The sequence below is a fragment of the Streptomyces sp. NPDC043908 genome, from assembly GCF_056435525.1.
Window position 1 is genome coordinate 43,849 of record NZ_JBWKEI010000026.1, and the last position, 12,032, is coordinate 55,880.

Annotated in this window: 11 protein-coding genes, 2 pseudogenes and 1 CRISPR repeat array; of the genes and pseudogenes, 8 read left to right on the forward strand and 5 right to left on the reverse strand. The window is 69.3% G+C overall.

Going from position 1 to position 12,032, the window contains the following annotated elements; translation table 11 throughout:
* Nucleotides 1-51 precede the first annotated feature (51 nt).
* Both AC069K_RS34445 and AC069K_RS34450 read left to right on the forward strand, forming a co-directional pair.
* On the forward strand, nt 52-399 hold the full coding sequence (locus AC069K_RS34445) for a transposase (protein WP_478622668.1): 348 nt from the start codon (nt 52-54) through the stop codon (nt 397-399).
* A gap of 5 nt (nt 400-404) precedes the next feature.
* Nucleotides 405-947 (forward strand): annotated as a pseudogene (locus AC069K_RS34450) (Tn3 family transposase); the annotation flags it as partial.
* 223 nt (nt 948-1,170) lie between these two features.
* On the opposite strand, the gene AC069K_RS34455 reads toward AC069K_RS34450, so the two are convergent.
* Nucleotides 1,171-1,773, reverse strand: coding sequence for a TetR/AcrR family transcriptional regulator (locus AC069K_RS34455; RefSeq protein WP_478622670.1), 603 nt, complete (start codon nt 1,771-1,773; stop codon nt 1,171-1,173).
* A gap of 227 nt (nt 1,774-2,000) precedes the next feature.
* On the opposite strand from AC069K_RS34455, the gene AC069K_RS34460 reads away from it, so the two are divergent.
* From AC069K_RS34460 to AC069K_RS34475, 4 genes and pseudogenes are all read left to right on the forward strand, one after another.
* Nucleotides 2,001-2,993 (forward strand): alkene reductase, encoded by a 993-nt coding sequence (locus AC069K_RS34460; protein ID WP_478622671.1) that lies wholly within the window; start codon nt 2,001-2,003, stop codon nt 2,991-2,993.
* A gap of 56 nt (nt 2,994-3,049) precedes the next feature.
* On the forward strand, nt 3,050-3,763 hold the full coding sequence (locus AC069K_RS34465; RefSeq protein WP_478622673.1) for an SDR family oxidoreductase: 714 nt from the start codon (nt 3,050-3,052) through the stop codon (nt 3,761-3,763).
* 286 nt (nt 3,764-4,049) lie between these two features.
* Nucleotides 4,050-4,940 (forward strand): alpha/beta fold hydrolase, encoded by an 891-nt coding sequence (locus AC069K_RS34470; RefSeq protein ID WP_478622675.1) that lies wholly within the window; start codon nt 4,050-4,052, stop codon nt 4,938-4,940.
* 32 nt (nt 4,941-4,972) lie between these two features.
* Nucleotides 4,973-5,973: pseudogene (locus tag AC069K_RS34475) on the forward strand (NADP-dependent oxidoreductase).
* A gap of 488 nt (nt 5,974-6,461) precedes the next feature.
* On the opposite strand, the gene AC069K_RS34480 reads toward AC069K_RS34475, so the two are convergent.
* The 3 genes from AC069K_RS34480 to AC069K_RS34490 form a co-directional block, all read right to left on the reverse strand.
* Nucleotides 6,462-6,665 carry a hypothetical protein gene (locus AC069K_RS34480; protein WP_101391829.1) on the reverse strand — a complete coding sequence of 68 codons (204 nt, stop codon included), beginning with the start codon at nt 6,663-6,665 and terminating at the stop codon, nt 6,462-6,464.
* Nucleotides 6,665-6,868, reverse strand: a complete 204-nt coding sequence (locus AC069K_RS34485) for a hypothetical protein (protein WP_478622678.1) — start codon at nt 6,866-6,868, stop codon at nt 6,665-6,667. The genes AC069K_RS34480 and AC069K_RS34485 overlap by 1 nt, the downstream gene beginning before the upstream one ends.
* A 294-nt stretch (nt 6,869-7,162) precedes the next feature.
* Entirely contained in the window at nt 7,163-8,392 is a 1,230-nt protein-coding gene (locus AC069K_RS34490; protein ID WP_478622679.1) for a helix-turn-helix domain-containing protein, read from the reverse strand.
* 699 nt (nt 8,393-9,091) lie between these two features.
* Nucleotides 9,092-10,049: a CRISPR direct-repeat array (repeat unit 29 nt; unit sequence GTGGTCCCCGCGCATGCGGGGGTGGTCCC).
* 289 nt (nt 10,050-10,338) lie between these two features.
* Here AC069K_RS34490 and AC069K_RS34495 point away from each other — a divergent pair.
* Entirely contained in the window at nt 10,339-11,091 is a 753-nt protein-coding gene (locus AC069K_RS34495) for a helicase associated domain-containing protein (RefSeq protein ID WP_478622681.1), read from the forward strand.
* Between the two features lie 69 nt (nt 11,092-11,160).
* On the opposite strand, the gene AC069K_RS34500 is transcribed toward AC069K_RS34495, so the two are convergent.
* Nucleotides 11,161-11,628 (reverse strand): hypothetical protein, encoded by a 468-nt coding sequence (locus tag AC069K_RS34500; protein WP_478622683.1) that lies wholly within the window; start codon nt 11,626-11,628, stop codon nt 11,161-11,163.
* Nucleotides 11,629-11,775: 147 nt separating this feature from the next.
* Here AC069K_RS34500 and AC069K_RS34505 point away from each other — a divergent pair, with 147 nt between their 5' ends.
* The gene (locus AC069K_RS34505; RefSeq protein ID WP_478622685.1) at nt 11,776-11,898 is read left to right on the forward strand and encodes a hypothetical protein; all 123 of its coding nucleotides are present in this window, start codon (nt 11,776-11,778) and stop codon (nt 11,896-11,898) included.
* The last annotated feature ends 134 nt before the right edge of the window (nt 11,899-12,032 follow it).

The following is a 12,032-nucleotide window of genomic DNA, read 5'->3' on the forward strand; positions in this document are numbered from 1 at the left end:
TGTCCGGAGGCGGATTTCCCGCATCCCTTCTTCCAGGCCGCCCCCTTCCGGATGAGTTGCACCCGAGCCCGTGTCCAAGATCTTGACCGGCAGGATGGCCAGGTGCGTGCTGCTCTTGTTTCGGACGACCTGTGGCAGCGTGCCTCCGCTTCTGCTACCTGCCCCGTGCGGCGCCACCGCCACCCCGGGCGACTTCGCGTTCCAGACAGGACAGCTCTCGCCGGCATTCTGTGGACCGGTGCTTCCTGGCGCGACGTCCCCGCCGAGACCGTGGGCTGCTCCGGAGTCACGGCCTGGCGCCGGTTGCGGGACTGGACCGAAGCCGGAGTCTGGCCGCGCCTGCATGCCGCCCTGCTGGCTGAACTGCGCCGCACGGATTCTTTGGACCTGGACGACTGAAGGACGCCGGTTCTCTGGTCACCAATCAGGTCCGCGCCTACGACCTGCTGCGCATGTTCGGACGGGAGGGGCGTCCGACCCCGCTGGGGGCGGCGTTCGCGGAGTACGGGCGGATCGCCAAGACCGAGCACCTGCTGCGCGTGGTCGACCCGGTGGACGACACCTACCGGCGGCAGATGAACCGGCAGCTCACCGTGCAGGAGTCCCGCCACAAGCTCGCCCGCGGCGTGTGCCACGGCAAGCGCGGCACCATCCACCAGGCGTACCGGGACGGCATGGAGGACCAGCTCGGCGCACTCGGCCTCGTCCTTAACGCCATCGTGCTCTGGACCACCAGGTACATCGGCGCCGCAGTCGCCCAGCTGCAGGACGGGGGACACGAGATCCGCGACGAGGACACCGCCCGGTTGTCCCCCCTCAAGCACCGCAACCTGAACCTGCTCGGCCGCTACAGCTTCACCGCCTCCACCCCCGCCGCCGGCGCCCTGCGCCCGCTGCGCGACCCGGACGCCCCAGAGCTGGACGAGGACGACGCCGGCGGGCAATAGACAACTCTCCCGCTTCCCTCCAAGGGCCTGACCGGCGGGGAGATCGTCGCGCATCTCGCCAGGACGTGCCGGATGCGCCGTCCAGCACCGGTCGCGTGACGCGCTCCGAGCACCTCCGCTCAGAAGGTACGTCGTCCGCAGCCGGGGACCGGTTGCCCTGGTAGACCGCTCGTCCGACCAGTGGGGCTGGACGGACCACGGGAGGCCGGGGCACGGCCGGGCATCAGTGGGGCAGGATCACCGTCAGTTGTGTGCGGATGTCGGCCAGCACCTGTTCTGCGTCGTGGTCGGCGTTCAGGCTCGCCGCCATGGCGAGGAACATCACTGCGGAGATGACACGGGCGAGGGTCGCGGCGTCGGCGCTGCCACGCTTCCCGTCGCGTTGCAGCAGCTCGGCGACAGCCTGTTCGGTCTGGCCGACGATCGTCAGCGCCTCGTGGTGCCGGGGCTCCTCGGGGTCGCCGAAGGCCATTTCCCGCAGGTAGGTGCGGCCGTTGCCGGTGTGCACGCGGTTGCACTCCACCACCGGCCGCAGCAGTGCGAGCACCGCCTCCACGGGGTCGTCGACGCTTTCGGCGGCGGCCCGGCCCCGGGCGAGCGCCTCGGCGTACAGGGAGTTCTGGAGCAGCAGCAGGAGCTCACCCTTGCTCTTGACGTACAGGAACAACGTGCCGGTGCCGATGTCGGCCTTCTCGGCGATCTGCTGGGTGGTGACGTCCTCGACGCTGTGCTCGGCGAACAGCTCGCGGGCGGCGGCGGTGATGCGGTCCAGCTTCTGCTGCTTGTTCCGCTCCCGTCGACCCGACGGGGCAGGCGTGGACGGCATGCGGTCCTCCAGGGAATGAATTAATGACTGGACTCAGTTACGATTGCAGTCATAAGCGATCGGGTTCAGATCCATTCTGGCACGCAGCCGCCTGCAGAGGGTCGGGGCTCGGCCGCCGCACACCGAACCACGTAGAGGAACTTCCGCCATGACCACGTCCTCCACCCTCTGGCAGCCATTCGCGCTGAGCCGCGTCAAGCTCCCGCACCGCCTGGCAAATGGCCCCGATGACCCGTAGCCGAGCGCTGCCGGACGGAACTCCGACCGAGCTGATGGCCGAGTACTACGGGCAGCGTGCGGGCCTGGGTCTGATCATCACCGAGGGCGCGCAGCCCTCGCCGGATGGCCAGGGCTACCTGAACACTCCCGGCATGTACACGCCCGAGCACGTCGAGGGTTGGCGGAAGGTCGCGGACGCGGTGCACGCCGGTGACGGAGCGCTGTTCGTGCAACTGATGCACGTCGGGCGGATGTCCCACCCGGACAACACCCCGCACCATCGGCAGCCGGTGGCCCCGTCCGCGATCGGCGCCGAGCAGGACATGTTCACCGCGTCTGGCATGCAGAAGACCGCGGTTCCGCGGGAGCTCGCCACCGAGGAGCTGGCCGGTGTGGTCGGGGAGTTCCGGCACGCCGCGGCGCAGGCCGGCGCGGACGGCGTGGAGATCCATGCCGCCAACGGATACCTGCTGCACCAGTTCCTTTCCCCTAACGCCAACCGCCGCGCCGACGGCTACGGCGGGTCGGTCGCCGAGCGGTCCCGCTTCGTCGTCGAGGTCGCCGCGGCCGTCGCCGAGGAGATCGGCGCCGACCGGGTCGGGATTCGTATCTCGCCCGGATTCCCGCTGGGCGGGATCGACGAGGGCGACGCGGAGGCGGTACGCGCCCAGTACCGGCACCTGGTCGGTGAGCTGGCTCCGTTGAACCTGGCCTACCTGCATGTGCACCACCTCGGCGACGACGAGCTGCTTCGCTCCCTGCGCGAGGCGTGGCCCACCGCGCTGCTGGTGCTGCGCTACGGCCGCGCCCGCGAGGAACTGGCCGAGTATGTGGACTCGGGCCTGGCCGACATCGCCCCGGTCGGCCGGTGGGCGCTGGCCAACCCCGACCTGGTCGTGCGGTTGCGTACCGGCGCGGAGCTCAACGAGGCCGACCCGGACACCCTCTACGGCGGCGGCGCCGCCGGTTACACCGACTACCCGGCCTTGGATCGGGCCTGAGCCCGCGCCCACGGCCCGTTCCGCCTCTTACGCCCTCTTTGAAAGGCAAGAAAGTCATGACTTCGTTCAAGGAATCCGTCGTCCTGGTCACCGGCGCCAACGGCGGCATCGGTACGCAGCTGGTCCAGCAGGCGCTGGAGCGGGGCGCGGCGAAGGTGTATGCCACCGCCCGAACCCCCCGGGCCTGGGATGATGACCGCGTCGTCCCGCTGGCCCTGGATGTCACCGATCCCGACTCCATCGCCGCCGCGGTCCAGGCCGCGCCGGATGTCACGGTGTTGATCAACAATGCGGGGGCGTCGGTGCCGAGCCCGGGAATCCTCACCCACACGGACGAGGACATCGCGCGCAACGTCGCGACCAACTTCGTCGGCCCGCTGAACCTGTCTCGCACCTTCGCCCCGATCCTGTCGGGGAACGCACCGGCGGCACTGATCAACGTGCACTCCGCGCTGAGCTGGTACGCGGTGGCCGGGATCTACAGCGCCACGAAGGCCGCCCTGTGGTCGGTGACGAACTCCCTGCGCCTGGAGCTCGCCCCGGCCGGTGTCCAGGTCGTCGGAGTGCATGTCGGCTGGGTCGACACCCCCATGGCCGCCGATGCCGAGGGCCCCAAGACGGACCCGGCCGACCTGGTGCGGACGGTGTTCGACGCCACGGAGGCCGGCCGCCGCGAGGTCCTCGCCGACGACGTCTCCGTACAGGTCAAGGCCGCCCTGTCTCAGCCGCTGGAGGCGCTGTACCCGCAGCTGGGCGAACCCGCGGCCTGACCGCCGGGCCGACGGGCGCCGCTGCCCCAACCTCCCGCGCCAGGCGCACCCCGTCCGGCGCGGCGGCCCAGGGGCCACCGGTGGCCCGTCCGCATCGGCCGAGCCGCGAAGGCCGTCCTGCCCGCACAGGGCAGGCGCCGCGGCCCCGTGCGCTACTGGAACGTGCCGGACTCCGCAGTACAGCGGCAGCCAGGCACGGCATCACGGCCCACACCTCTTTTCCTCTTTCCCTCATACCGCCGTCACAGGGCGACGACCGCACCCCCAAGGGAGGAAGCGCGCCATCATGAACGCCCCGAAGCATGCACACCCGACCCCGCCCCCGGCGAACCAGGCCCCTGCCGCAACCTACAAGGACGCCGTGACCCGGACCATCGATGCCGCAGGGGTGCGCTATGCCTACCGCGACCTGGGCCCGCGCACCGGTACTCCCGTGGTGTTCCTGACCCACCTGGCCGCCGTCCTGGACAACTGGGACCCTCGCGTCGTCGACGGCATCGCTGCCGAGCGTCGCGTCATCACCTTCGACAACCGCGGCGTCGGAGCCTCCACCGGCACCACCCCGGCCACCATCGCCGACATGGCACGCGACGCCGTCGCGTTCATCAAGGCCCTCGGACTCGACCGCGTCGACCTGCACGGGTTTTCCATGGGCGGCATGATCGCCCAGGAGATCGCGCTGACCGAGCCGCAGCTGGTCCGCAGGATGATCCTGGCGGGGACCGGCCCCGCCGGCGGCCAGGGCATCAAGAACGTCACCCGCATCTCCCACCTGGACACCCTGCGGGCGCTGCTGACCCTCACCGACCCCAAGCAGTACCTGTTCTTCACCCGCACTGCTGCCGGCAAGCGCGCCGGCCAGGAGTTCCTGGCACGCCTGAAGGAGCGCACCGCCGACCGGGACAAGGCGATCTCTCCGAAGGCATACCTCGCCCAGCTCAAGGCCATCCACCGCTGGGGCCTGCAGACCCCGCAGGGCCTGTCGGTGATCACCCAGCCGGTGCTGGTGGCCAACGGCGACGCCGACCGGATGGTCCCCTCCCACAACTCCACCGATCTGGCCCGGCGGCTGCCCGACAGCGAGCTGGCGATCTACCCCGACGCCGGTCACGGCGGCATCTTCCAGTACCACCAGCAGTTCGTCGCCAAGGCCCTAGCCTTTCTGGCCCGGCCGTAGGAACTGCAACCCCAAGAAAGGACCGGCGAACCATGAAGGCTTTCGTCGTCGAGCACTACGGCAAGGACGGCCTGCGCGCCGTAGACGTGCCCGAACCGCAGCCCGGCCCCCGGGACGTGCTGGTGAAGATCGCCGCGGCCAGCGTCAACCCGCTGGACAAGCTGGTCCGCGACGGAGAGTTCAAACAACTCCTCAAGTACAAGCCGCCGTTCGTCCTGGGTCACGATCTCGCCGGCACCGTCACGGCGGTCGGGACGCAGGTACGGGGCTTCGCCGTCGGCGACGAGGTGTACTCCCGCCCCCGTGACCTGCGCATCGGCACCTTCGCCGAGTACATCGCCATCGACGAGGACGACGTTGCGCACAAACCGGCCACGCTGACCATGCCCGAGGCGGCCGCAGTGCCGCTGGTCTCCCTTGCGGCCTGGCAGATCCTCGTCGACACGGCCGGGATCGGGCCCGGGTCGAAGGTACTGGTCCACGGCGGCGCCGGGGTCTCGGGTCCACTCTGATCCAGCTGGCCAAGCACCTGGGCGCCGAGGTCGCAACCACCGCCCGGGGCTCGTCCGAGGAACTCGTGCGCTCCCTGGGCGCCGACAGCGTCGTCGACTACACCAAGGAGGACTTCTCCTCGCTGCTCTCCGGCTACGACCTCGTCGTCGACGGGCTCGGCGGGGAGAACCTGATGAAGTCGCTGACCGTGCTGGCCCCCGGCGGCCTGGCCCTGGGAGTGGCTGGCCCCCCGGACGTCGGCTTCGCCCGGCAGCTCGGCGCCCCCCGGGTCTTCGAGCTGGTGCTGTCGCTGCTGAGCCGCAAGGTCCGCCGCGCGGCCAAGAAAGCTGGAGTGCGCTACTCCTTCTTCTTCATGCGGGCTGGGGGCAAGCAACTGGCCCACCTGGCCCATCTGTACGACGCCGGCGCGCTGCGCCCGGTCGTCGACACGGTCTTCCCCTTCGAACAGACCCTGCAGGCGATGGCGTTCGTCGAGGCCGGCAAGACGAAAGCCGGCAAGGTCGTCGTATCCGCCGACTGAATCGGCACCTACGACATGCTCCGACCCCCGGTGGATCCGGGTGACGCGCCCTGCCGGCTCGGCGTCCGCCCTCTGTCGTTAAACGATCGTTTGACGACAGGCGGGCGACGCGTCCAATGAACCCCCGCAATCCGGGGGTTCGCGGCGCCGCGAATCCAATCAGATCCGATGGTGATTGCTGACAGGGTTTGACGACAGATAGGGTCCGATCCTCCGTACGGAAGGGGCCCCGAGTGGCGAACCTGGTCTACAAGCGGGTCTCGACCGACCAGCAGTCCGCCGCCCGGCAGAACCTCGTCCTTCACGAGGCCGGCATCGAGGACCCAGTCGTCTTCGAGGAGGACCCGGGCACCTCCAGCCGCCTCCACCCCCTCCAGCGCCCCAAGGTTCCGCGCGCTCCTCGACTACGCCCGGCCGGGCGACACCGTGCACATCTCCGAAATGCCCCGTCTCGTGCGCGGCAACCAGCTGTGGTCCTGGCGAGCCGTCTACGTTTCCGGCTCGGCGGTGTCCGGCACGGATATGGCCGCGGGCCGGTCGGCGGAGAGAAGATCGGCGGCCTGGTCGCGCAGGGTCCACGCGGGTCCGGCGAGGCCGAGCACGGCCAGGACGGTCAGGGCGACGCCGCCGGAGTCGCAGCGGGCCGGGGTGGCTCGCCAGAGGTCGGGGACGCGGTGCCGCCCGTGCGGCATCACGGTGCCCCTCCCGGTAACCACTCGTGGTCGGCGAGGATGCGCCCGGTGTGGGCGTGTAGCTGTTCCATGTCGGACGGCGTGAGGATCAGCGCGGCCTCGCTGCTGTCGCCGTCCTCGTGATGCACGAGGATGGGCAGCGAAACCTGCTTGGCTCGCGGGTCGTAGACCGCGTCGGTGAGGAGCAAGGTCGCGTGGGTCACCTTGGCAAGGACCGGCTTCAACGTGCTGGCGTCGGCCGGCGCGGACCATTGCGCACCGCCGCCCGGCGGGCGCAGGTGGTAGGTCGCGGCGCCTGCGCCGGGGAGGGTGACGACGACGCCGACGCGGCCGTCCTTGGCGGTGTCGGCGGCGAGTTCGCCGAGCTGCGGGTAGAAGGGGGCCCGCCGTGCCTAACTCGGCCCCCTGCGAAGGCAGATGGGGAGTTGGTCGTCTGCTCATGCCCCTGACGTTAGGGAGGGGCCGGGGTGCGAATATGAAGCAGAGGAATACGACCCTTATCCGTCCAGGTGGAAGCGGTCGGACATGCGCCGCAACTTCTCTCGCGTGGAAGCCCGTTCGGCGTAGACGATGCCGCGCAGGGTGGAGCGGGCGATGGGGTGGTTGCGGATGAGCTGGGGTGCGATCCGCTCCGCCTTCTCCAGCTCGCCCAGCGCCTTGTCGCGGTTCCCGTCCCACAGCCAGGCGCGCGCGAGATCCATGTGGTGATGCCCTTGACGGGAGTTGGGCAGTGAAGCGACCAGCTCCGGGCTGGTGCGGTGGTTCAGCGACAGCGCCTTGCGCTGCTGGCCCATCTCCAGTGCCATGCTGATGGCATGGATCTGGACGTTGCCGGGGGAGAACGTCAGCGAGTGCCGGTCGTACACCGGGGCACCGGTGTACTCGCCCATGCGGTCGGCCGCCGCCTTGGCGAGACCGATGCGGTCCTCGGTCTCCGACGACCGGCCGCCTCGCGCGGCGGAGACGGCGGCTCGGAGCTGGAGCGTGCCCCACGCCCGTACGGCCAGGGGCTCGCCCCGCTCGTAGCCCTGCTGAACGGTGCTGATGGCCTTGTCGGACAAGGCGATGGCGTCCTCCCAGTCCGCACTCGCCCACATGTCCCAGACCCGCATCCAGTCGGCGACCGCCGGCAGGACGGGGTCGCCGGACAGCCGTGCCGACCAGGCCGCCCGCTCGCAGGCCATGGCGACCAGCTCGGGATGGCCCAGAGAGTGCGCGGCGGTATGTGCGAACTTGCAGCACACCGCGTAAATGGCGTAAGCCTCCTCCCGCTCATGACCAGTGGCCACCTCGGCAAGGGCACGCGATTCACGGAGCAGATCCGGCAGGACACGCATGATGGCCACGTTCGCAGCGGCATCCCGCAGCCGGTGCAGCCGCGTCATCTCCCGCCACAGCCTCGACGCCGGACGCGGGATGCCGTCGAAGACCGGCGCCAGGTCGTAACGGCGCAGCTCCCGCAGGATCGAGGTCGCGGCGACCTGCCACTGGTTCTCGTCAGGAGAGCTGGTGTAAGGGCGGCCGATCAAGTCATTGGGATGGACGTGCAGTTCGGCCGCCAGCAGGTTCAGTACGCCGACCCGGTCCAGTTCGATCAAGCCGCGTTCCATCTTGGAGACCCAGCCCTGCGATTTGCCCAGTGCGGCGGCAAGGTCGGCCTGCGGCATGCCCAGGCGCAGGCGGGCACGACGAGCCCGGCGGCCGATCTCCTCGGCTTCTTCCAGCATCAGCTCGCCCCCGACCTGTTGATGGGCCGGGTCGGCTCAAGCGTGCGGCAGGGCATGGTGCCTCCGTCCGTTCAGGCGTCTCCCCCAGAACGGTACCCATGGCAGCCCAACGGCGGGCCGGGTCTGGCAAGGCCGACCGCTCGCGCTGGGCGACGCGCAGCGCTTGGCAGTCAGCGGCTGCCGTTTCCCCGCGCCGAGCCTGGCTGCTGCGCAGGAAGCGGCTGACGCTGGGCCGCGAGGTCCATACGGGTGCCAGGACCGTTTGGTAGCGCGCGGCTCATGCTCGGTCGGACGGAGTGGACAGCTGGGTGAGGCACTGGATACGCCAGGTGAGCGCCCTCCGCCGGGGAGCGGGCGTCGTCCAGTGGCCGTTGGTCGACCTGCCTGCTTCAGCAGCGTGGCGGGCTTCATCTGGAGCTTCCCCAGCCAGTGCCACAGCAACAGTGCCTCGTCACTCGTGAGCTTGATCGTGACCTGGCTATCACTCATGCACGCCCCTCCGACTCAGCCCGCACTCGACCGCACGAATCTACTGGCCTTTGACCTTGACCAAACACATAGGGGCCCCCCGCAGAACCGATAAACTGCCGCTGGAAAACACAGCACTGAGACAGAACAAGCGATTTGACGGGAATGTCGGACTCGATGAAAGTAAGTGAACTCCACTCCGCGACCGACTGAACCCGCAGGTCGCCGCCTGTGGTCCCCGCGCATGCGGGGGTGGTCCCCCCGCCGACACCACGGCCACCGACGACTCCACGTGGTCCCCGCGCATGCGGGGGTGGTCCCCCTCGCCGCGAAGTGGTCTGACAACAAGGTGGGTGGTCCCCGCGCATGCGGGGGTGGTCCCAGCGACCAGTACCCCACCTGCGGCGCCTGCCGGTGGTCCCCGCGCATGCGGGGGTGGTCCCCCCGCCGCGAACATGAGCCACGACGTGTTCAAGTGGTCCCCGCGCATGCCGGGGTGGTCCCGGCCTGCACACTGGCCGCCTGGTTCCGGGACCGTGGTCCCCGCGCATGCGGGGGTGGTCCCTGCCGGACCGCGACACGCTCGTGCGGCAGCTCGTGGTCCCCGCGCATGCGGGGGTGGTCCCCTGAGCGCCGAGGACGAGCAGAGCTTCGACGAGTGGTCCCCGCGCATGCGGGGGTGGTCCCGCCCTCGAACGGGACGGAGATGTGGATCTCGCGTGGTCCCCGCGCATGCGGGGGTGGTCCCGGCTACGAGCACATGCACTACGCCGTGCTCATGTGGTCCCCGCGCATGCGGGGGTGGTCCCCCGCTCGTGCAGACCTGGCTGCCGGACTTCAGGTGGTCCCCGCGCATGCGGGGGTGGTCCCTCACGCAGCGCGGTGAGCTGACCCGGGTGGGCGGGGCCGGGTACCTGTGGTCCCCGCGCATGCGGGGGTGGTCCCAGCTGCGGTCCGCGGGCGTGCGCGGGGCGGACGTGGTCCCCGCGCATGCGGGGGTGGTCCCTTGTACCTACGCGGGGACGCCCCATGCGCGCGGTGGTCCCCGCGCATGCGGGGGTGGTCCCGCCCCGGATGATCAAGGCCCTGATCGACGCCGGTGGTCCCCGCGCATGCGGGGGTGGTCCCGTCACCTACATGTTGTCCCATTCGGAGCGGCTGTGGTCCCCGCGCATGCGGGGGTGGTCCCCGGTACTGCCGCCCGATGTCCGCATGTACCCGGTGGTCCTGTCGAGGAACAGTGAAACTGCGCAGTACTCAACCAAACTGCGCAGCCAGACCAGAAGCTAGGAGCGCCGCAGGTCAGACGACTGGCAGCATCGCTTCCTGCGCAGATTCAGGCAGCCAGCCAGTCGGCAACCCCACTCAACCAAACTGAACAACCCCAGATCAGAAGCGTGACGACTAGCCAGTTCCACTGACCCGCGACACGCGCAGCCCAGCTCGATGCACTGGGGATGGTGTGGTCACACCAGGGCGTGGCGTTTGAGGAAGGGCTCGCGGTGGCGCGGTCCTGGACGGCCGCGCACGGGCACTTCCTGCCCCCGGCCACCGCCGTGTGGGAGGACTATCCGATCGGGGTGTGGGCCAAGAACCAGCGGGCGGCGGGCAGGCGGGCGTTGGTGAACATCGCGCGCCGGGCGGCCGGGCTGCCCATCGATGCGGCCGGAGCGATGCCGTCCACGCGCATGGACGCCCTGGACGACCTCGACCCCGGCTGGTGCCCCGCATGGGACACCAACTGGCAACGCAACTTCCAACTCATCAAAGCACATGTCGACAACGGCGGGCCGATGCCGCTGGCTGCGGGTGACGTCATCGTCCAGGGCGAAGACCTCGGACGATGGATCACCGCACAACGACACGGCTGGGACCAGCTCAGCGTCGGACAACAAGTCCTACTGGAGATCCTCGGACTGGAACCCGCCCACCCCCAGGAGCAGCCTGTCGCGGCCCCCACCCGAGACGACAAATGGAACCTCAACCTCACCGCCGCCCGCCAATACCACGCACGCGAAGGACACCTCAACGTCCCCAGGAAACACGTCGAGCGACTCAAGCGACCAGACACCGAACACCACCCCCGCGACAACCCGGGCAGCCACCAGACGGCCGTAGAGACCACGGTCGAGGTACGGCTCGGCACCTTCCTCGACAACACCCGACGACGAGCAGACAAGCTCAGCCCACAACGACGAGCCGAACTCAACGCCCTCGACATGCGCTGGTAGATGTGCGGGTGCGTCGTGTCTGTCTGCGCCTGCATCGGGATGCGCTGGACATAGACGCGCGACGGCCAGTTAGCCAATGCGAGGCGGCACACGAAGAGGCACCGGCTCTTCTTGACCGTCCCACACAACGCGGATCACAGAGGGCAGAGGCTTCTGCATGGAACCGACCATCAGGAAGTCATATACCTCGCCTGGAGCTAGTGTCAGGTTCTCAGGCCAGGGACGGTGCAGGGCGCCAACCGTCTCCGTAATCCGCACGTTCGTCGCGGTCGCCGTGCCGTGGTTGATCAACTGCCACTTGGCTCTGCTGGCATGCTCGCAGCTCAGCATGACCCGAGGACGATTGGCCTCGTCCTCTGCGGCACGGCGTTCGGCGTCCATCTGGCGCTGATGGGCCAGGGCGTCCTCAGCCACCGCAGCGGATTTTTCCGCGGCATCAGCCGAGCGCTTCCCGTCGCTCCTTGCCTTGATGCTGAGGCAGAGAGCCCCCACCGACACTACGAACGCCGCCCACGCAGGTGCATCTCCCCAGTTCATACACGGACTGTACGACGCGGGGCTGACAACACCGGATCTCGTGACAGCCGAGCAACGTAAGGAGCGAGGGACCAGCGCAGCGTCGCCGTAACACTGGCCCAGGGACCGGATGGAACAGCTGTCCATGATCGACATGCACTGGTCGTGATGGTCGTCTTCGTCACCGCGGCCATCGCGGTCGCCACCGACTATCTGCTCGGGCGGCGGCACGTGCACCCCCGAGCAGGGACACGCACCTCGCGCCGCGCCCCGACTCCGCCCCGCAGGTAGCCTCACGGGCCCTGACCGGCTACCCCGAAGGGTGCCGCTCTAAGTGGCTCTAACAAAAGTGGTTTGATCATGTGACTGTCAGCTTGATCGCTCGTTGATGTGGTCATGGGGAAGCGTCAGTCGAAGCCGTGGAT

Excerpts from the sequence above, each read along its gene's own strand:
- AC069K_RS34500 (WP_478622683.1), bottom strand. The coding sequence starts at position 11,628 with ATGAACTGGGGAGATGCACCTGCGTGGGCGGCGTTCGTAGTGTCGGTG.
- AC069K_RS34505 (WP_478622685.1), top strand. The coding sequence starts at position 11,776 with ATGGTCGTCTTCGTCACCGCGGCCATCGCGGTCGCCACCGACTATCTG.
- AC069K_RS34445 (WP_478622668.1), top strand. The coding sequence starts at position 52 with ATGAGTTGCACCCGAGCCCGTGTCCAAGATCTTGACCGGCAGGATGGC.
- AC069K_RS34465 (WP_478622673.1), top strand. The coding sequence starts at position 3,050 with ATGACTTCGTTCAAGGAATCCGTCGTCCTGGTCACCGGCGCCAACGGC.
- AC069K_RS34460 (WP_478622671.1), top strand. The coding sequence starts at position 2,001 with ATGACCCGTAGCCGAGCGCTGCCGGACGGAACTCCGACCGAGCTGATG.
- AC069K_RS34455 (WP_478622670.1), bottom strand. The coding sequence starts at position 1,773 with ATGCCGTCCACGCCTGCCCCGTCGGGTCGACGGGAGCGGAACAAGCAG.
- AC069K_RS34480 (WP_101391829.1), bottom strand. The coding sequence starts at position 6,665 with ATGCCGCACGGGCGGCACCGCGTCCCCGACCTCTGGCGAGCCACCCCG.
- AC069K_RS34470 (WP_478622675.1), top strand. The coding sequence starts at position 4,050 with ATGAACGCCCCGAAGCATGCACACCCGACCCCGCCCCCGGCGAACCAG.
- AC069K_RS34490 (WP_478622679.1), bottom strand. The coding sequence starts at position 8,392 with ATGCTGGAAGAAGCCGAGGAGATCGGCCGCCGGGCTCGTCGTGCCCGC.